Source organism: Curvibacter delicatus NBRC 14919 (assembly GCF_001592265.1).
In the GTDB taxonomy this organism is placed as follows: Bacteria; Pseudomonadota; Gammaproteobacteria; order Burkholderiales; family Burkholderiaceae_C; genus Hylemonella; species Hylemonella delicata.
Window position 1 is genome coordinate 1 of record NZ_BCWP01000049.1, and the last position, 18,016, is coordinate 18,016.

20 protein-coding genes are annotated in these 18,016 nt (G+C 63.0%); 11 read left to right on the plus strand and 9 right to left on the minus strand.

What is annotated here, in order from left to right; genetic code table 11:
* The first annotated feature begins 455 nt into the window (after nt 1-455).
* The 5 genes from pyk (at nt 456) to CDE01S_RS16455 (ending at nt 5,236) form a co-directional block, all read left to right on the plus strand.
* Entirely contained in the window at nt 456-1,889 is a 1,434-nt protein-coding gene (pyk, locus tag CDE01S_RS16435) for a pyruvate kinase (protein ID WP_066710105.1), read from the plus strand.
* Between the two features lie 198 nt (nt 1,890-2,087).
* Nucleotides 2,088-3,152: a class II fructose-bisphosphate aldolase gene (gene fba, locus CDE01S_RS16440; protein ID WP_066710109.1), complete on the plus strand. Its 1,065-nt coding sequence runs from the start codon at nt 2,088-2,090 to the stop codon at nt 3,150-3,152.
* 75 nt (nt 3,153-3,227) lie between these two features.
* A complete protein-coding gene (locus CDE01S_RS16445) occupies nt 3,228-4,124 on the plus strand; it encodes a phosphoribosylaminoimidazolesuccinocarboxamide synthase (RefSeq protein WP_066710112.1) in 897 nt (298 codons plus the stop codon).
* A 103-nt stretch (nt 4,125-4,227) separates the two neighbouring features.
* Entirely contained in the window at nt 4,228-4,809 is a 582-nt protein-coding gene (locus CDE01S_RS16450; protein WP_066710115.1) for a DJ-1/PfpI family protein, read from the plus strand.
* Between the two features lie 64 nt (nt 4,810-4,873).
* Nucleotides 4,874-5,236, plus strand: a complete 363-nt coding sequence (locus tag CDE01S_RS16455) for a ribbon-helix-helix domain-containing protein (protein ID WP_066710118.1) — start codon at nt 4,874-4,876, stop codon at nt 5,234-5,236.
* Between the two features lie 24 nt (nt 5,237-5,260).
* On the opposite strand, the gene trxA is transcribed toward CDE01S_RS16455, so the two are convergent.
* Nucleotides 5,261-6,217, minus strand: coding sequence for a thioredoxin (gene trxA / locus CDE01S_RS16460; protein WP_066710120.1), 957 nt, complete (start codon nt 6,215-6,217; stop codon nt 5,261-5,263).
* A 92-nt stretch (nt 6,218-6,309) separates the two neighbouring features.
* Here trxA and purE point away from each other — a divergent pair, with 92 nt between their 5' ends.
* The 6 genes from purE to CDE01S_RS16490 all read left to right on the plus strand — a co-directional run bounded on the left by purE (nt 6,310) and on the right by CDE01S_RS16490 (nt 11,655).
* A complete protein-coding gene (purE, locus tag CDE01S_RS16465; RefSeq protein ID WP_066710123.1) occupies nt 6,310-6,801 on the plus strand; it encodes a 5-(carboxyamino)imidazole ribonucleotide mutase in 492 nt (163 codons plus the stop codon).
* On the plus strand, nt 6,798-7,973 hold the full coding sequence (locus CDE01S_RS16470; protein WP_066710126.1) for a 5-(carboxyamino)imidazole ribonucleotide synthase: 1,176 nt from the start codon (nt 6,798-6,800) through the stop codon (nt 7,971-7,973). Before purE ends, CDE01S_RS16470 begins: the two co-directional genes overlap by 4 nt.
* 14 nt (nt 7,974-7,987) lie before the next feature.
* Nucleotides 7,988-8,983 (plus strand): L-threonylcarbamoyladenylate synthase, encoded by a 996-nt coding sequence (locus CDE01S_RS16475; protein ID WP_066710130.1) that lies wholly within the window; start codon nt 7,988-7,990, stop codon nt 8,981-8,983.
* A gap of 58 nt (nt 8,984-9,041) precedes the next feature.
* Nucleotides 9,042-9,596, plus strand: coding sequence for a DedA family protein (locus CDE01S_RS16480; RefSeq protein ID WP_066710132.1), 555 nt, complete (start codon nt 9,042-9,044; stop codon nt 9,594-9,596).
* Nucleotides 9,597-9,609: 13 nt separating this feature from the next.
* A complete protein-coding gene (locus tag CDE01S_RS16485; RefSeq protein ID WP_066710134.1) occupies nt 9,610-10,875 on the plus strand; it encodes an Nramp family divalent metal transporter in 1,266 nt (421 codons plus the stop codon).
* Between the two features lie 138 nt (nt 10,876-11,013).
* Nucleotides 11,014-11,655 carry an outer membrane beta-barrel protein gene (locus tag CDE01S_RS16490; protein WP_084382949.1) on the plus strand — a complete coding sequence of 214 codons (642 nt, stop codon included), beginning with the start codon at nt 11,014-11,016 and terminating at the stop codon, nt 11,653-11,655.
* Between the two features lie 68 nt (nt 11,656-11,723).
* Here CDE01S_RS16490 and CDE01S_RS16495 read toward each other — a convergent pair whose 3' ends face one another.
* The 8 genes from CDE01S_RS16495 to CDE01S_RS18710 all read right to left on the minus strand — a co-directional run.
* Nucleotides 11,724-11,984 carry a SemiSWEET transporter gene (locus tag CDE01S_RS16495; RefSeq protein ID WP_066710164.1) on the minus strand — a complete coding sequence of 87 codons (261 nt, stop codon included), beginning with the start codon at nt 11,982-11,984 and terminating at the stop codon, nt 11,724-11,726.
* Nucleotides 11,985-12,019: 35 nt separating this feature from the next.
* Nucleotides 12,020-13,168, minus strand: coding sequence for a sensor domain-containing diguanylate cyclase (locus CDE01S_RS16500; RefSeq protein ID WP_084382950.1), 1,149 nt, complete (start codon nt 13,166-13,168; stop codon nt 12,020-12,022).
* 11 nt (nt 13,169-13,179) lie between these two features.
* Complete coding sequence (gene dacB / locus CDE01S_RS16505) at nt 13,180-14,619, minus strand: D-alanyl-D-alanine carboxypeptidase/D-alanyl-D-alanine endopeptidase (RefSeq protein ID WP_066710170.1); 1,440 nt, start codon at nt 14,617-14,619, stop codon at nt 13,180-13,182.
* A gap of 434 nt (nt 14,620-15,053) precedes the next feature.
* The gene (locus tag CDE01S_RS16510; protein ID WP_066710173.1) at nt 15,054-15,557 is read right to left on the minus strand and encodes a contact-dependent growth inhibition system immunity protein; all 504 of its coding nucleotides are present in this window, start codon (nt 15,555-15,557) and stop codon (nt 15,054-15,056) included.
* 11 nt (nt 15,558-15,568) lie between these two features.
* Nucleotides 15,569-15,907 carry a DUF2489 domain-containing protein gene (locus tag CDE01S_RS16515; protein WP_066710176.1) on the minus strand — a complete coding sequence of 113 codons (339 nt, stop codon included), beginning with the start codon at nt 15,905-15,907 and terminating at the stop codon, nt 15,569-15,571.
* A 591-nt stretch (nt 15,908-16,498) separates the two neighbouring features.
* The gene (locus tag CDE01S_RS16520) at nt 16,499-17,122 is read right to left on the minus strand and encodes a hypothetical protein (RefSeq protein ID WP_157077167.1); all 624 of its coding nucleotides are present in this window, start codon (nt 17,120-17,122) and stop codon (nt 16,499-16,501) included.
* Between the two features lie 185 nt (nt 17,123-17,307).
* Nucleotides 17,308-17,697, minus strand: a complete 390-nt coding sequence (locus CDE01S_RS16525) for a hypothetical protein (RefSeq protein ID WP_157077168.1) — start codon at nt 17,695-17,697, stop codon at nt 17,308-17,310.
* Nucleotides 17,697-18,016, minus strand: a 320-nt coding sequence (locus CDE01S_RS18710; RefSeq protein ID WP_218016535.1) for a hypothetical protein, incomplete at its 5' end; no start/stop codon positions are given. The genes CDE01S_RS16525 and CDE01S_RS18710, both read right to left, overlap by 1 nt.

The following is an 18,016-nucleotide window of genomic DNA, read 5'->3' on the forward strand; positions in this document are numbered from 1 at the left end:
AAGCCCAGTGAGCGACTACCTAGCGCAAGCCCAAGCAGAAACAGTACATCAGACCCCGGTGAGTGGGATGAGATGGACTCATATTGGTGGTTGAAAGAGCGCAAGGGAGAAGGTTTCCCCGAATCTGTCTATGAGCAGACTCTTTGCCAGGAGAGCGGGTACAAGGTGACGCTGCTTTCCTATTAGTGAAGAGAGGGCTCTTACAGCGGGCCAGCCCGTAGGAGCGATAGCTACCTACGTCGGCGCTTGCGCGGCCAGCTTTTCCACCGATTACGAGCATAGCTACGCGTAAACGGTGGAAAAACTGGGTAGGTAGCATTCATCCGGGCTCAAGTTATTGTGCAAAAGGCTCAAGTTGAAATGCAAACGACATTCCTGCTTGGCCGGTTCCTTGTTGTTCCTGTGTAACTAATTTCGTGTAAAAATGGAAACTAAATTACAAAGGAGATGAACATATGACGCGTCGTGCGACCAAGATTGTTGCCACCCTCGGCCCCGCTTCCAGTGATCCGGCCCTGCTCGAACAGATGATCCGTGCCGGGGTCAATGTGGTGCGCCTGAACTTCAGCCACGGCAAGGCACAGGACCACATTGACCGCGCCCGCCTGGTGCGGGAAGCGGCGGCCCGCGCCGGCCGCGAAGTGGCCATCATGGCCGACCTGCAGGGCCCGAAGATCCGCGTCGGCAAGTTTGCCGATGGCAAGGTCATGCTGGAAACCGGCCAGAAATTCATTCTTGATGCCACGCGCACCGAACCGGGTGATGCGACGGCCGTGGGCCTGGACTACAAGGAACTGCCGCGCGATGTGAAGGCCGGCGACGTGCTGCTGCTCAACGACGGCCTGATCACCATGAAGGTGGAGGCCGTCAAGGGCGAGGCGGTGCATGCCGTGGTGACCATGGGCGGTGAGCTGTCCAACAACAAGGGCATCAACAAGAAGGGTGGCGGCCTGACCGCGCCGGCCCTGACCGCCAAGGACATGGAAGACATCAAGACCGCGATGAGCTTCCAGGCCGACTACGTGGCGGTGAGCTTCCCGCAGAACGCCACCGACATGGAAATGGCGCGCCAGCTGTGCAATGTGGCGGCCGCCGAGTACAACCACAAGCCGCACCTGATCGCCAAGATCGAGCGCGCCGAGGCGATTCCGAAGCTGGAGGAAATCCTGCGTGCCAGCGACAGCATCATGGTGGCGCGCGGTGACCTGGCGATCGAAGTGGGCAACGCCGCCGTGCCGGCGCTGCAAAAGCGCATGATCCGCATGGCGCACGAGATGGACAAGACGGTGATCACCGCGACCCACATGATGGAGTCGATGATCAACAACCCGATGCCCACGCGCGCCGAGGTGAGCGACGTGGCCAACGCGGTGCTCGACGGCTCCGATGCCGTGATGACCTCGGCCGAAACGGCGGCCGGCAAGTTCCCGCTGGAAACGGTGGTCGAGATGGCCAGTGTCTGCGTGGCCGCCGAGGCGGCGGAAGACGTGGCGCTGGATGCCGACTTCAGTGGCAAGACTTTCACCCGCATCGACCAGTCCATCGCCATGGGGGCGCTGTTCACGGCCCACCACCTGGGCGCCAAGGCCATCGTGGCCTTGACCGAGAGCGGTTCCACCGCCTTGTGGATGAGCCGCCATCGTGTGCACATTCCGATCTATGCGCTGACCTCCAAGGTGGCGACGCAGCGCAAGATGGCGCTGTACCGCAACGTGACGCCGCTGCTGATGGACACCAGTGCCGACCGCGACACCGCCCTGCGCGATGCCGAACAGCACCTCAAGGCGCGCGGCATCATGCAGCCGGGCGACATCTACGTCATCACTTGCGGCGAACCCATGGGCTCACCGGGTGGCACCAACATGCTGAAAATCTGCCGCGTTTCCTGAGTCCCGCGGGCGCCCCGCAGCGGTGCCTGCGAGGGCAACGAAGGGGAGCTGTTTCGCCGCCGGGCCGTCCCAAGGCGAAACGCGGCCCCCTCGGGGGGCAGCGAACGACACGCAGTGCGTGAGCGTGGGGGCCATATTTCCAGCAGGTAAAATCGGTGGCAGTTACCAACCAGTTACCAACTTCCCTGGGGATATCACATGGCACTCGTTTCGATGCGCGAGCTGCTGGACCATGCGGCGGCCAACGGCTACGGCATTCCGGCTTTCAACGTCAACAATCTGGAGCAGGTCCAGGCCGTGATGGCCGCGGCCGACGAAGTCGGTGCCCCGGTCATCCTGCAGGCCAGCGCCGGTGCCCGCAAATACGCCGGTGAGTCTTTCATCAAGCACCTGATCCAGGCCGCTTGCGAAGCCTACCCGCACATCCCGCTGGTGATGCACCAGGACCACGGCACCAGCCCCAAGGTCTGCCAGGGCGCCATCGAGCTGAACTTCGGCTCGGTGATGATGGACGGCTCGCTGATGGAAGACGGCAAGACCCCGGCCTCCTTCGACTACAACGTCGACGTGACGCGCAAGGTGGTCGAGATGGCGCACAAGGTTGGCGTCACCGTGGAAGGCGAGCTGGGCTGCCTGGGTAACCTGGAGACCGGTGATGCCGGCGAGGAAGACGGCATCGGCGCCGCGGGCAAGCTGGACCACAGCCAGATGCTGACCGACCCGGAAGAAGCCGCCCAGTTCGTCAAGGCCACCCAGCTCGACGCGCTGGCGATTGCCATCGGCACCAGCCACGGGGCCTACAAGTTCAGCCGTCCACCCACGGGCGACATCCTGGCCATCAGCCGCGTGAAGGAAATCCACGCCCGCATCCCCAACACCCACCTGGTAATGCACGGTTCTTCTTCCGTGCCGCAGGAGCTGCTGGCCATCATCAACCAGTACGGCGGCAAGATGAAGGAAACCTACGGCGTGCCGGTGAAGGAAATCCAGGAAGCCATCAAGTACGGTGTGCGCAAGATCAACATCGACACCGACATCCGCCTGGCCATGACCGGCGCCGTGCGCAAGTTCCTGGCCGAGAACCCGGACAAGTTCGATGCCCGCGAGTGGCTCAAGCCGGCGCGCGAGGCGGCCAAGCAGGTCTGCAAGGCGCGCTACCTGGAATTCGGCTGCGAAGGCCAGGGCGGCAAGATCAAGGGCGAGACCCTGCAGGTGATGGCAACCAAGTACGCCAAGGGTGAACTGGCCCAGCTGGTGAAATAAGCCGCTCCAACCCATTCTTGCGATAATCACAGGCCCGGCGCTGGTGCGCCGGGCTTTTCTTTTTCAAGTCCCATCATGACCTCTGCCCTGCATACTTCCAGCCTGACTTCCCTGCCCCTGCTCGCACGCGGCAAGGTGCGCGACAACTACGCCGTGGGTGACGACCGCATCCTGATGGTGGCGTCCGACCGCATCAGTGCCTTTGACGTCATCATGGGCGAGCCGATTCCGGGCAAGGGCGAGTTGCTGACGCAGATGGCGCTGTTCTGGTTCGGCCAGCTGGGCCACATCTGCCCGAATCACCTGACCGGCGAGGCGCCCGAGAGCGTGGTGACGCCGGCCGAGGTGGCGCAGGTCAAGGGTCGCTCCATGCTGGTCAAACGCCTGAAGCCGATTCCGGTGGAAGCGGTGGTGCGCGGTTACCTGGCCGGTAGTGGTTGGGCTGAGTACCAGGCTGGCCAGTCGGTCTGCGGCGTCAAGCTGCCGGCCGGCCTGCAGAACGCCAGCAAACTGCCCGAGCCGATCTACACGCCGGCGGCCAAGGCCGAGGTGGGCGAGCACGACGAGAACATCACGTTCGAGAAGACGGTGGAGATGATCGGGCTGGATCTGGCGACCCGCATCCGCGACATTTCCATTGCCATCTACAAGGCGGCTAGCGAGATCGCGCTGGCCAAGGGCATCATCATTGCCGACACCAAGTTCGAGTTCGGCCTCGACAAGGATGGCGCGCTGGTGCTGATGGACGAGGTGCTGACGCCCGATTCGTCGCGCTACTGGCCGGTGGAAGGCTACAAGGTTGGCGCCAACCCGCCGAGCTACGACAAGCAGTTCCTGCGCGACTGGCTGGAGACCGCCACCGTGGACGGCAAGCCCTGGGGCAAGACGGCGCCGGCGCCGAAGCTGCCGGCCGAGGTGATCGAGAAGACCGCCGCCAAGTACCGCGAAGCGCTGACGCGTCTGACCGCCTGAACAGTGCCCGCCCGCCGTGCGGGCATGTAGTAGCGGAGTAACACCCGCGGGGGCAGAACTGCAGAAACAATGGTCCGCCAAAACCTATTTCAAGGAGACCAACATGGCGGGCAAGAAGATTCTGATGATCTGCGGTGACTACTGCGAAGACTACGAAACCATGGTGCCGTTCCAGGCGCTGCTGGCGGTGGGGCACACGGTGCACGCCGTCTGTCCCGACAAGGTGGCGGGCGACCATATCAAGACGGCGATCCACGACTTCGAAGGCGCCCAGACCTACAGTGAGAAACCCGGGCACAACTTCACGCTGAACACGACTTTTGCCGACGTGAAACCGGCCCAGTACGACGCGCTGGTGCTGCCCGGTGGCCGTGGGCCGGAATACCTGCGCAACAACGCTGCCGTGGTGGCCATGGTCAAGCATTTCTTCGAGGCCGGCAAACCGGTGGCGGCGATCTGCCATGCGGCCCAGTTGCTGGCCGGGGCCGGGGTGCTGAGCGGGCGCAGCTGCTCGGCCTATCCGGCCTGCCGTGCCGAGGTGGAGCTGGCCGGCGGCACCTATGTCGACATTCCCGTGGACCAGGCGCACACCGACCGCAACCTGGTGTCGGCACCGGCCTGGCCGGCCCACCCGGCCTGGATCGCCCAGTTCCTGGCGGTGCTGGGCACCCGCATCACGCACTGATGCCGCATTGACGCCGAGGCCGCGTTGGTCGCATGATGTGCGGCCAACGCGACGGAGACAAACCATGTGCCAGGTTTTTATCAGCGCCGATCCGGTGCTTTACCAGAGCCGCGCCCGCTCCGTGCGTCTGCACGGCGTGGCCACCAGCATCAAGCTGGAGAACCTGTTCTGGCAGGTGCTGGAGGAGATTGCACGGCGTGACGGCATGAGCGTGCCGCAGCTGTGTGCCAAGCTGCACGACGAATTGATCGAGGAATGCGGCAGCGTGGACAACTTCGCCTCGTTCCTGCGCGTCTGCTGTGGCCGGTACCTCGCGCTGCAGTTGTCAGGTGGCATTCCGCAGGATGTCTCGATTCCGATCAGCAGCCTTAATGCCGGGCAGGTGCTGGCCGCCGAGGGGCGTGCATCGGTGCATGAATTGCACTAGTGCCGAAAGGAATCAAGCGAACGGTCAGTTCAGCGCCATGCTGAGCTTGCGTCGGTAGCTTGATACCAGCGCCGCCTGTTCGTCTTCCTGCACCGTGGCGTGGCCGGCCAGCTCGATGCCGCCGGCGCTCTTGCCGCTCACCTCGGGGCCGGCCTTCGGCTTCGGCGGTGTCAGCAAGTCCAGGATGGCGATGAAGGTCTTGCGCGGGGCTTCCTCGTCCCATTTCTTGTCACGCATGATGATTTCCAGCAGCTCGTCCAGCGCGGCCAGCCACTCGTTGGCTGCCATCAGCACACGCGCCTTGGCGAAGCGGCTTTCGAAGTCGCGCTTGTTGGCTTCGATCTTCTGGTCGAACTGTGCCAGCGTCCACTGCCCGCGCGGGTCGCTGCTGACGAACTCCAGCGCATTCAGCCACTGCTGCAGCGCCTCGAAGCGCAAGGGCACCGGAATCTGCGCCAACGCCGGGGCCAGCGCACCGGCGGCTTCGGCCAGATGGCCGGTGCCGATCAGCAGTTTGACGTAGTCGTAGCGCATCTCGTCATTGGCCGGCTCGGCGGCTACCGCTGCGGCCATGCGCGCCAGCGCGCCGGCAACGTCGCCCGTTTCCAGCGGATCCGGCGTTTCCGGTTCATCCATGACCGCGTGCGCCTGGCCGTCGGCCGGGATGTGCTTGTCCAGGAATTCGCGCAGCTTGCCTTCCGGCAACGCGCCCATGAAGCCATCCGCCGGCTTGCCGCCGATCATCAGCACGCAGGTCGGGATGCTGCGGATACCGAAAGCACCGGCCAGTTCCTGCTGCTCGTCGGAGTTGATCTTGGCCAGCACAAAACGGCCGTCGTACTCGGTTTCCAGCTTTTCCAGGATCGGGCCGAGTGCCTTGCACGGGCCGCACCAGGGCGCCCAGAAGTCGACCAGCACAGGCACAGACATGGAGGCCTGGATGACCTCGGTTTCGAAATTTTCGGTGGTGATGTCGATCATTTGGGGCAGCTCGGGGCAAAAAAGTAAAATTCAGTTCTGATCATTTGCGGGACGGACGGCTGCACACAGCGGCCAGCTCTGTCCTCAACATTATGAAAACTCTCATTGGTGTGGTCATGGGTTCCAGTTCCGACTGGGACACCATGCAACAGGCAGTCCAGATTCTCCACCACTTTGGCATCGGGCACGAAGCCCGCGTGGTGTCGGCGCACCGCATGCCCGACGACATGTTCGCCTACGCCGAAGCCGCCGCCGGGCGCGGCCTGAAAGCCATCATTGCCGGTGCCGGCGGTGCTGCCCACCTACCGGGCATGCTGGCAGCCAAAACCACGGTGCCGGTGCTGGGTGTGCCGGTGCAGAGCAAGGCGCTGTCGGGCGTCGATTCGCTGCACAGCATCGTGCAGATGCCCAAGGGCATTCCGGTGGCCACCTTCGCCATCGGCCCGGCGGGTGCTGCCAATGCCGCCCTGTTCGCCGTGGCCATGTTGGCGAACGACGACCCGGCCCTGCGTGCCAAGCTGGCAGCCTTCCGCGCCGAGCAGACCGAAGCTGCGCGTGCCATGACCTTGCCGCCCGCGCTATGAAGGGCGGCCCTATCCTTCCCGGTTCGCTGGTCAACGGCCAGCCCGCCACGCTCGGCGTCATGGGCGGCGGCCAGCTCGGCCGCATGTTCGTTCAGGCCGCGCAACGCATGGGTTATTTCACGGCGGTGCTCGACCCCGATCCGGCCAGCCCGGCCGGCCTGGTGAGCCATCACCACATCCAGACCGGTTACCTCGACGAGCAAGGCCTGGCGCAGCTGATGCAGCGCAGCGCCGCCATCACCACCGAATTCGAAAACGTGCCGGCGCCCGCACTGCGCACACTGGGCGCGCAGCGCCCGGTGGCGCCGGCGGCCGATGCCGTGGCCATCGCGCAGGACCGCGCGCAGGAGAAAGCCCACTTCACCCGCTGCGGCGTGCCAGTGGCGCCTTATGCCGTGATTGAAACGCCGGAGCAACTGGCTGCGGTGAAGGATGAGTTGCTGCCCGGCATCGTCAAGACCACGCGCCTCGGTTACGACGGCAAGGGCCAGATCCGCGTCAAGACGCGTGCCGAGCTGGCGGCGGCCTGGGACGAGCTCAAGCATGTGCCCTGCGTGCTGGAGAAGATGCTGCCGCTGAAACTGGAGTGCTCGGTCATCGTGGCGCGCGGCTGGGACGGCGCTTGCGTCAACTTTCCGGTGCAGCGCAATCTGCACCGCGACGGCATCCTGGCCGTGACCGAGGTTTATGAAGGAAATCTGCCACCTGCCCTTGCCGAACAAGCGGTAGCAGCTACGAAATCAATAGCAAATGGCCTGCAGTACGTCGGCGTGCTGTGCGTCGAGTTCTTCGTGCTGCAGGACGACACGCTGATCGTCAACGAGATGGCACCGCGCCCGCACAACAGCGGTCACTACACGCTCGATGCCTGCGACCAGTCGCAGTTCGACCTGCAGGTGCGCACGCTCGCCGGCCTGCCGCTGGTGCAGCCGCGCGCCTACGGCCCGTCCATCATGCTCAACCTGCTGGGCGATGTCTGGCTGGCCTTCAACAATGCGCCGCCCTGGGACCAGGTGCTGGCCCTGCCCGGCACGCACCTGCACCTGTATGGCAAGCTCGATGCCAAACCCGGCCGCAAGATGGGCCACCTCAACATCACCGGCAGCACGGTCGACGAGGTGCGGACCACGGCGCTGGCGGCGGCCAAGCTGCTCGATATTGAGCCTTTTTGAGTGCCGGGGTTCGCATGATCCTGGATGGACGCGACCCGGCCGCCATCGCCGCCGCCGCACAGGCGCTGCAGCGTGGCGAACTGGTCGGCCTGCCGACTGAAACCGTCTACGGCCTGGGCGCCGATGCCGCCAACGAGGCCGCGGTGGCCAAGATCTTCGCCGCCAAGGGTCGGCCCAGCGACCACCCGCTGATCGTGCACGTGGCCGACGCGACCGGCGTGGCCCATTTCGCATCCGATGTGCCTGCTTTTGCCCAGCAGTTGATGCAGGCTTTCTGGCCCGGTCCGCTCACCCTCATCCTGCCGCGCCGCCCCGAGGTGGGTGCGGCGGCGGCCGGCGGCCAGGACTCGATCGGCCTGCGCTGCCCGGCGCACCCGGTGGCACATGCGCTGCTGCTGGCGGCCCGGGCGCTGGGCGTGCACGGCGTAGCCGCACCCAGCGCCAACAAGTTCGGCCGCGTCAGCCCGACCACGGCTGCCCATGTGCAGAGCGAATTCGGCGGCGATCTGCTGGTGCTCGACGGCGGCGCCTGCGCAGTCGGCATCGAGTCCACCATCATCGACTGTACGCGCGGCGCGCCGGTGCTGCTGCGTCCGGGCCAGATCTCGCGCGACCAGGTACAGGCGGCCTGCGGCCTGAAACTGCTATCAAAAGAAGAGCTGGCTGCGCCGTCACCACGGGCTTCCGGGACGCTGGAGTCCCATTACGCGCCGAATGCCCAGGTGCGCCTGATGGACACCCGGGCCTTGCAGACGGCACTCGACATGCTGGGCCCGGATCTCAGGGGTCCGGCCACGATCGCGGTCTATGCACGCGCCGTGCTGCGGCTGCCGTCAAGCCAGGTGCTGTACCGGCGCATGCCGGACGATGCCGCCGCCGCCGCGCAGCAGCTGTTTGCCGTGTTGCGCGACTTCGACGCCCAGGGCGTCAAACTGATCTGGATCGAGCCGCCGCCCGACACGCCGGCGTGGGAAGGCGTGCGCGACCGTCTGACACGGGCCGCTGCTTGAGACATGCGTGTGAACAGGCCCTAGCCTGAATGGTGAAGCTGCGGCACCATTCAGCACCATGACGGCACTCGGCACGCTGATCGAAACCCACGGTTACTGGCTGCTCGCCTTGGGCTGTCTGCTCGAAGGGGAAACCGTGCTGCTGCTGGCCGGCTTCGCCGCGCATCGCGGCTACCTGGATCCGCTGGCCGTGCTCGCGGTCGCTTCGGCTGCCGGTTTTATGGGCGACCAGTTCTATTTCTGGCTCGGCCGCCGCCATGGTGCCGCCGTCCTGGCACGCTGGCCGGCGCTGCAGCAACGGGCGGACCGCGTGCACCGCTTGATCGATCGCCACCATGGGGCGATGATCGTTGCCATGCGATTCGCTTATGGACTGCGTATTGCCGGGCCGGTGCTGATTGGCACTTCGACGCTGCCGGCCTGGCGCTTTGCCGTGTTCAATGCCTTGGGTGCGGTGCTCTGGGCCAGTCTGGTTGGTGCGGTCGGTTGGGTGTTCGGCCAGGCCGCTGAAGCCGTTTTTTCAGAAGTCCGCCATGTCGAAGGCTGGCTGTTGCTGGGGCTGGCAGCGGCCGGTGCCTTGGCCTGGTGGCTGAGAAAACAAGGGAAGCATTGAGTCGCGCGCCGCCATGCTGAAACCCATCCGTTCCCTGCGTTTTCGCCTCAATGTGCGCCGCCTCGGTCCCGGCCTCATCACCGGCGCGGCGGATGACGATCCGAGCGGCATTGCCACCTACTCACAGGCGGGCGCGCAGTTTGGCTTCGCGCTGCTGTGGACCGTGGTCTTCACCTTGCCGCTGATGGCGGCGATCCAGATGATCAGTGCGCGCATCGGCCATGTGACCGGCCACGGGCTGGCGGCCAACATCAAGCAAGCCTTCCCGCGCCCGGTGCTGCTGGCCATCGTCGGCCTGCTGTTGCTGGCCAACACGCTCAACCTGGCGGCCGACATCGCAGCCATGGCCGAGGCGCTGCGCCTGCTGCTGGGGGGGCCGTCGCAGGTCTATGCGGTCACCTTCGGCTTGCTGTGCCTGGTGCTGCAGGTCTTCCTGAGCTACCAGGTCTATGTGCGCTGGCTCAAGTGGCTGACGCTGGCGCTGCTGGCCTACGTGGCGGTGGTCTTCACATTGCGTATCGACTGGTGGCAGGTGGTCCAGCGACTGGTGTGGCCGCAGCTGCCGCTCGGCCGTGACGTCTTGCTGACCATCGTCGCCGTCTTCGGCACCACCATCAGTCCCTATCTGTTCTTTTGGCAGGCCGGGCAGGAGATGGAGGACGTGAACGTGGGGCCGAAACACGCGCACACGCTGGCGCAGGTGCGTCGCCACCTGCGCCGCATCCAGTGGGACACGCTGGTGGGCATGAGCTTCTCCAACCTGATCGCCTTTTTCATCATTTTGAGTACCGCCGCCACGCTGCACGCGGCCGGCGTGCGCGACATCCAGACCTCGGCCCAGGCCGCCGAGGCCTTGCGCCCGCTGGCGGGCGAGCTGACTTTTCTGCTGTTCAGCCTGGGCATCATCGGCACCGGCCTGCTGGCGGTGCCGGTGCTGGCCGGCTCGGCCGCCTACGCGGTGGCGGAGGCCGCCGGCTGGCAAGGCAGTCTGAGCCTGCGGCTGGACAAGGGCGAGGGGCGCGGTTTCTACGGCGTGGTGGCGCTGGCCACGTTGGGTGGCGTGGCGCTGTGTTTCACACCGATCGATCCCGTGCGTGCGCTGTTCTGGGCCGCGGTGCTCAACGGCGTGATCTCGGTGCCCATCATGGTGGTGATGATGCTGTTGGCGACACGGGCCGACATCATGGGCGGGCACGTGATCGGCCGGGGCCTGCGCTGGCTCGGCTGGCTAGCCACGCTGGCCATGGGCGGCACCGTGCTCACCATGCTGGTGACATGAGATGTGTTGTATCGAGCACACAAGATGCGTGTGAACCATGAGAAAGCAGCGGGCATGAGGATCCGGCGTGTCGAGATCACGATATCCTTCACGGCGGTGACAACCGGCTGCTTTTAACTTTTCGATTAGGGAGAGACTATGAAAATAAAGACGATTTTTGCCGTCGCATTGGCGTGCGCCTCAACAGTGGCGTTGGCCCAATCGCAAACTGCGACTCAGTCCCAGTGGTATTTCGGTATCTCGGCGGGTGCATCCAAATCCAATGTGCCTGATAGTGACGCGACGGTGATCGGGGCAACGACAAATTCGTACACGAATAACAACACCAGCACCGGCTACAAGGTCTCCGTGGGCAAACAGTTCAATCAGAACTTCGCGCTAGAGGTGGGCTACGTAGATCTGGGTAAGTTCGATGTCAAGAATACCGTCAATGGGGGGACGGGCACGGCCACTTCGACCAGCAAACACGCTGGTGTCACGGCCATGGCGGTCGGCATTGCACCTGTGTCGGAGCGCCTGTCGTTCATGGGCAAAATCGGTGTTATGGCTTCCAGTTCCAATTCGGAGATCGCACCGACCGGTTCGGTGACGGTTTCTGGTGCGCGGACCGCTACCGTATCGGAGGGCAACCTCGCCTATGGCTTGGGTGTCCAATATGACTTCGGCAAAAACTATTCCATGCGCGTTGAATACGACGTCTATGCCGGCTTGCGGGCAGCAGCAAACTGGGAGCGTCGAGACGTCAACCTGCTTAGCCTTGGGTTGATCGTGAAATTCTGACCTGGAGTTCTCGCCATTGAAACAAAAGGCCGGTTTTACCGGCCTTTTGTTTTGCCGCGTCAGTAGAGTTATTGGCGACTGAAATACAGCTTCATCACCAGGATGGCCGACGCCAGCGCCAGGGTGATGGCGTTGGCCACCACGACCGGCCAGGCGCCGATCAGCAGGCCGTAGACCAACCACAGGGCCACGCCGGCGGTGAAGGCGCTGTACATGCCGAGCGAAATGCCGCGCACATCGCGCGTGGTGAAGGTGTGCCACGCTTGCGGCACGAAGCTCAGGGTGGTCAGGCTGGCGGCAAGGTAGCCGATGTATTCGGTCAGTGGCATGGATGAACTTGTGCGGTTGGCGCAGTCCGACGCGCTCAGGTTTCGGGGTCGGGCACGGGGGTGGAGACGTCTGCCACCACGACACGGTTGCGGCCTTCGCTCTTGGCACGGTAGAGCGCGCGGTCGGCGCTGCGGATCAGCGCCTGCGGCGAGGTGCCATGGCCAGGGTAGCTGGAGAGGCCGATCGAGAGGGTGCCGTGGATGCGGAATTCGCCAAAGGCAATCGTCGTGGCGGCAAACCCCGATCGCCACTGCTCAGCCCGTTCCCGCGCCACAGCCAGCGGCATGTTGGGCAAGAGCAGCAGAAACTCCTCGCCGCCGAAACGGCAGACGATGTCAGCACTGCGGGCCTGGGTGTTGAGCGTGTCGGCGAGCTGTTTCAGTACTTCATCGCCGGCCTGGTGACCGTAGGTGTCGTTGATCTGCTTGAAGTGGTCCAGATCGATCAGCATCAGGCTCAGCGGGAGCCCTTCACGCTGGCAACGCGCCAGTTCGCGTTCCAAAGTGCTGTCCAGATAACGCCGGTTGTACAGGCCGGTGAGGGCGTCGCGGTTGGCCTGCTCGCTCAACTGCTTTTGCAGCATGTTGATTTCATCGAGCTGCTTTTGCAGCGCCTGTTCGTCGAGCTGCAACTGCTTGCGCACGCGGTGCAGCTGGTGGTTGCGCGTGTAGGCCACATTGGCCACGATCACCAGATAGAGCGTCAGGCCGATGATGCACAGCGCGGTGGTCGGCCAGTCGGTGGCAAGGGAAAAATGCAGGCCGCCGAAGGCGACCGCGAGCAGGACACCGACGGCAATGGCGGCGGCGGAATGGGTCATGGCCCAGGGGTCGCGGTAGAGCGCGTGGTTGATGGTGGTCGTGATGTACAGGGTGAAGGTGATCCACACAGGGAAACCGAGCGCAGCGGTCCAGATGCCGAACAGCAGGGAGTCGATGGTCAGGTTGTGCAGCTCGGCCAGCCGGGTGTCGCGCGCGCGGCAAGCGCGCCAATAGGCGACATGGGGATACACCATGAATTGAAGCACCAGCAGCGCCCACGCGTAGGGCCCGTACGGTGGAGTCTGGGTCCGCATGTGTGCGCCGAGAATGGCGAACAGCATGAGGTAGGACGCAATACGGTTGACGCGATTCAACCGGACGATCCAGTGCGGGGCCGTGTGGTTGGAGGGCGTCGCGTCCATGAGGGCGGTGCTTACTGGTCGTTCGCGGTCCACTCGATCAGCGCTTCGAGGGCGGGCCGCGCCGCGCCGGCGTTGGCATGGTTGGCCAAGGCCACCAGCACGTAGCGCCGGCCGCTGCGGCCGTCCACGAAACCGGCCATGGCGGTGACGTCGCGCAGGCTGCCGGTCTTGAGGTGGGCGCTGCCCTGGGCCCGGTTACGCACCCGGCGCAGGGTGCCGTCCACGCCGGTGATGGGCAGCGAGGATGCCAGCTCGGGCAGCAGCGGTGAGCGCCAGACATGCTGCAACAGCCTGGCCAGTGCCTGGGCCGAAATGCGCTCGCTGCGTGACAGGCCGGAGCCGTTGTCCAGCACCGGCAGGTCGTCGGCGCCGAAGCGCTCCTTCCACCAGCCCTGCAGCACCTCGCGCGAGGCGGCGTAGCTGCCGACGCCTTTTTGCGCCAGGCTCAGGGTGAGGAACAGTTGTTGCGCCATCACGTTGTTGCTGTATTTGTTGATGTCGCGGATCACCTCGGCCAGCGGCGGTGAAGCCAGCTCGAAGGCCGGTGCCAGCCCGGCCGGCACGGTGCCTTCGCGCACGCGGCCCTGCAGCTGGCCGCCCATCTCGCGCCACAGGCCTTCCACCGCGCGCACGGCGTAACTGGCCGGGTCGGCATAGGCCAGCGGCCAGACCTTCTCACCGCAGCTGGCCGGGTAACGGCCGGCGAAGCGGATGCGCGTCGGGTCGGACAGGTCGGCCCGCAGCGCGGCGCGGTAGTCGCCGCAATCGGTCTCGATCAGCGGCACATGCGTTTGCAGTTGCACGCCGGCCAGCGGCGGATCAAAACTCACATGGGCGGCATTGGAAGCGCGGTCGGGTACGAAGGTCATCACGACCGACTTGTAGTTCAGCAGCAGCGCATCCGGCGCGGCGTTGTAGGGGCGTAGGCGTTCGCCGTCGAACTCGCCGGGGTCGGGCGCCGCCACCTCGAAGGCGCTGCGGTCGAGCACGATGTCGCCGGCAATGGTCTTGATGTCCAGGCCTTGCAGACGGCGCAGCAGCAGCCACAGGCGTTCCATCACCAGCTTGGGGTCGCCCTGCCCCTTGAGGTAGACGTTGCCGTACAGCGTGCCGTTGCGCGCCGTGCCCTCCACATAGACCGGCGTGGTCCAGCTGTAGTTCGGCCCCAGGGTGTCGAGTGCGGCGAAGGTGGTCACCAGCTTCATGACCGAGGCCGGGTTCATCGGCACGCCGGGGCGGTGGCTCAGGCGTGCCGGTGCGCGGCCGTCCACGTCCACCACCAGCACGGCCAGGGCCTCGGCCGGCACCTTGGCGCGCGCCAAGGCAGCGTTGACTTCCGGCGGCAACCGGCTCTGCGCGCCGACTGTGCCCGCGGCGAGCAGCAACCCCAGCAGGGTGGCCGTCAGCAGGCGGTGGAGAGGGGAAATGCAGGCAGAGGGTGATGCGGGCATGGTGCGGACAGTCTAAGGCAATGCCGATAAGGCCCACAGCCCCTCATACGAAACGACCATCGGTGTGATGCTGCAAAGCTCGCGCTGGGTTTGCCAGACGTCAGCGCATCAGCGCCAGTTCCATTGCCCACATACAACCCCGCCACACGGTCGATGCCAGCAGCAGTTGGTACTGATGTTGCCCAGGGTGTTGCTGGCCTTGGCAGCGGGAATCATCACATTGAGGCTGCGCTTGGCGTGACAATTGCTATTGAATTAATAGCTATGTGCGCAATGAAGACGAGGACCATTGGGTGATTTGTGCTGAGTTTCAAGCGGGGAGGCTGGATGCGCGACGTGCGCGGCACCGGCCTTTACCGCAGCGGCGGGCGGTTTCTTCTGTAGTCAGCATGCGGCCCCGGTGGGGGTGATGAAACAGCGGGTTTGCGTGTTCATCAGCTCACCGAGCTGATACAGCGTTTGAAACCTTCGCGCAATGCGGCACTGAGATCGGCATCAGAAATAGTGACAGGCACGCATTGAATTTCTGGGCCGTTGTTAGATATGCCTGAATAGCTATCCAACGATTTATGGCGTGTTGGCTTGATTTCAATTTTTCCGTCCGCCACGCTGATCCAGCAACACAGCATGTTCTTGTACATGGCGCGCTTGGTTTTGTAGCCGTACTTTTGCATGGTTTCTCTTTCGCGATCTTCGCTAAGCTGATGAATCACCCTCGACTCAAAGAGTTTGATGAATTCCTGCGCACTGATTCTTTTGCTGCCCGCCAGGGCTAACCGCAGGGTTGCGCCCAAAGTTGCGTCGTCTACATCCGGAGCTAAAAAGAAGGGGTCAGGCTTTGTGCGCTGGATGTTTCGGGCGGAACTCCTGCTGAATGCAGCGAAGATGTTTGTGCTGCTCGCTGTCTGGGCAATAACCGGCGCAAGCCTATCCTGCAACTGGATGCAAACTATGCATGCTGGCCGGCGCCGAATCGCGCAATCAGGTTCCTACATGCCTGCGGAGCAAAAGACTTTGCCCATTCTTCAGTCCGCTGGAACTCCGGTTCCAATTCAGCAAGAGCCGTCGGAGACCATAGCGACCGCTGCGCTTCGAGCGGTAAGTGATCGGTCTCCGACTGGATAGCAACAAAGGCATCGAAATCGGGATCTCTATCAGCGATCCCGATCAACCGACTTTTGATAGCAAGCACCTGCACTGCCCCTTCAAAAAACGATTGTTTCCCATCCAACATCGCTTGAGCTAGGGACACCAATCGACTGCGCTCTAAAGTTTCTCCTTCGTTCATAGTGCGATGGTCCTCACTTCAACGGGATCGATTTCGGCTCTACAACCTGTCCGGTCACTGCATTTCGGTAGGCGTGGATTTCAAATTGCGATCCGTTCGCAACCGTATAACTTGAGCTGCTCACCTTACTCCAATCGCTGGCCTGACCGCCGTACTCCGAAACCAAGCGAGCCGCATCTCGCAAAGGAACGTTGGTCCCGTTAACTGCGGTCCGAATCGGCCACCGCCATCATGCAGTTTGGGGGGGCGTCGAAGATGGGGCGGTGGGTTTGGGGGGGATGGCCTGGCCCTCAGTTTGACAAAGCAAGTGTTACGAGTATCACTAGCTCGTTTCCAGCCAACAACCACAGCATGAGCGTCATCACGCAAACGGCCCAAAAACGTGCTAGTTGTCTGTTTCCACTGGCATAAGAAAAAGGACCGAATAAGGGGATAGTCCAGTCTTTCATGTAAGCCAACGGTCCGGCAGCGAGCCATGTACAAATCAATGCAGCAAGCAATCCATCTACCCATCCCTTCCGAGCTATCGTTGCACAGATCATGAATACCGCGACGAATGCGTTTAAGACAAACAGATAGCGTGTGATGGTTCTATTTTTCATTTTTCAACTCACTCATCGTTCTATCAACAAATGCTTGCCATCCTCCGGCTAAATCGACAGCTGCAACTAGTCTGTTGGAAAGTGCTTCAGAAAATTTGTACACGTTACTCAGATACTTTGCCGCACCTAATTGCAATCCCTCTTTAAAGGCCGCTGCAAGACCTTGATCTGAGATCAATCCAGAAATCAATGAGGTTGTTGGCCCAACATACCCGGCAATTGTTCCCACCACCCCCACCGGCGCAACAATCGTCCCCACCGTCGCCGCCGTATTGATGTCATCCATCACCTTCTTGTCCAACGCCCTCACATAAGCCTGCGTCCCCGCATCGCTCATGTCCAGATTGCCACCCGTCTTGACACACTCGGCTGTCGCACACGGGAAGTACTTCGGGCTGTAGCCCTTGCTGGTGGTGCTGTTGGCCAGCAGGTCGCTGCTGCTTTGCTGGCCGGCGGTGATGGCGATGTTGTTGCCGGCCGTGGCCGTCAGATTGCCGCCGGCCTGCACGCTGGCGGCACGGGCGTTCAAGGTAAGGGTGGCCATCTGCGCGGCCGTCAGGGCGATGCCCGGGCGCAGCTTGTGCTGCTGCGCGTAGGTGATGCCGGCGTTCATGAGGGCGCGGTACTGCTGCTCGTCGCTGGTGAAGTCGCCCAGGTCATGGCTTGGCGTATGTTGTTGCGCTCTTCGGGCGTGAAGCCTGTGTAGCCTTTGCTCTTGTCGCCTCCGGCGGCTCCCTTCAGAGAATCTCTCCCGGGCGCCGCCATTTGCTCTGCACTCGGCGTAATGCGCAGTGATTATCAAAACCCCCATCGGTTGAGCTTGGACTTATCAGGCTGCGGGTTTTCTCGCATTTGTCGGGGTAAGCGGCGTTCTTTGTAGTACTCCGACGCCCAGAACTCTTCATCAGTCATTCCTCCCTGCAAGAGACGTGCTAATTCAAAGAAAGGCTTCATCAGCTCAGGAAACGCCAACACGTCATCGAATATCTTGGCCCCACTTAAATAAATTGGCTCCTCCAACTCCTTGGCAATGCACAAGTCCAAGAGTGGCCCAAGTTGCTCCAACTCCTGGTCGATGATTTCTTTAAAGTAAGGAATGTCCCGATGTTTGAAGTTGAGCATCGCATGGCGAAGCTCCAATGCGCAACGTGCCAAGGCATCGTGATCCAGGCGGAACGGGGTTGCCATCATTGACCTCCAATCTTGACGTTGGTGAGTTTGGGCTCTGTCCATAAGCTGCGGTCAGGCACCAGGGTTTGTGTGGCGTTCCCTACTGCTGTGGGGCCGGCTTTATTGGTTGCCGTGGCTACATCCGACTGGTAAACCGTAGGCGTGGCATTGGGTTTGGGTTGCATTTCGTACACCCTGAAGCCTGAACCCTGGCTGCCGGACGGCAGGCCCAGAATGTCGTTGGCAAGAGCCGGATTCTGTTGAATCCTTTGCAACTGCGTCGCATCGACAAAGTAAGGCGATGTGCCACTTGGAGCAAGTGGGTTGCTGCCCTTCT

Bases quoted from the DNA above. Each gene is read 5' to 3' on its own strand.
- pyk (WP_066710105.1), top strand. From the start codon at position 456: ATGACGCGTCGTGCGACCAAGATTGTTGCCACCCTCGGCCCCGCTTCC.
- fba (WP_066710109.1), top strand. From the start codon at position 2,088: ATGGCACTCGTTTCGATGCGCGAGCTGCTGGACCATGCGGCGGCCAAC.
- CDE01S_RS16445 (WP_066710112.1), top strand. From the start codon at position 3,228: ATGACCTCTGCCCTGCATACTTCCAGCCTGACTTCCCTGCCCCTGCTC.
- CDE01S_RS16450 (WP_066710115.1), top strand. From the start codon at position 4,228: ATGGCGGGCAAGAAGATTCTGATGATCTGCGGTGACTACTGCGAAGAC.
- CDE01S_RS16455 (WP_066710118.1), top strand. From the start codon at position 4,874: ATGTGCCAGGTTTTTATCAGCGCCGATCCGGTGCTTTACCAGAGCCGC.
- trxA (WP_066710120.1), bottom strand. From the start codon at position 6,217: ATGATCGACATCACCACCGAAAATTTCGAAACCGAGGTCATCCAGGCC.
- purE (WP_066710123.1), top strand. From the start codon at position 6,310: ATGAAAACTCTCATTGGTGTGGTCATGGGTTCCAGTTCCGACTGGGAC.
- CDE01S_RS16470 (WP_066710126.1), top strand. From the start codon at position 6,798: ATGAAGGGCGGCCCTATCCTTCCCGGTTCGCTGGTCAACGGCCAGCCC.
- CDE01S_RS16475 (WP_066710130.1), top strand. From the start codon at position 7,988: ATGATCCTGGATGGACGCGACCCGGCCGCCATCGCCGCCGCCGCACAG.
- CDE01S_RS16480 (WP_066710132.1), top strand. From the start codon at position 9,042: ATGACGGCACTCGGCACGCTGATCGAAACCCACGGTTACTGGCTGCTC.
- CDE01S_RS16485 (WP_066710134.1), top strand. From the start codon at position 9,610: ATGCTGAAACCCATCCGTTCCCTGCGTTTTCGCCTCAATGTGCGCCGC.
- CDE01S_RS16490 (WP_084382949.1), top strand. From the start codon at position 11,014: ATGAAAATAAAGACGATTTTTGCCGTCGCATTGGCGTGCGCCTCAACA.
- CDE01S_RS16495 (WP_066710164.1), bottom strand. From the start codon at position 11,984: ATGCCACTGACCGAATACATCGGCTACCTTGCCGCCAGCCTGACCACC.
- CDE01S_RS16500 (WP_084382950.1), bottom strand. From the start codon at position 13,168: ATGGACGCGACGCCCTCCAACCACACGGCCCCGCACTGGATCGTCCGG.
- dacB (WP_066710170.1), bottom strand. From the start codon at position 14,619: ATGCCCGCATCACCCTCTGCCTGCATTTCCCCTCTCCACCGCCTGCTG.
- CDE01S_RS16515 (WP_066710176.1), bottom strand. From the start codon at position 15,907: ATGAACGAAGGAGAAACTTTAGAGCGCAGTCGATTGGTGTCCCTAGCT.
- CDE01S_RS16520 (WP_157077167.1), bottom strand. From the start codon at position 17,122: ATGAACGCCGGCATCACCTACGCGCAGCAGCACAAGCTGCGCCCGGGC.
- CDE01S_RS16525 (WP_157077168.1), bottom strand. From the start codon at position 17,697: ATGGCAACCCCGTTCCGCCTGGATCACGATGCCTTGGCACGTTGCGCA.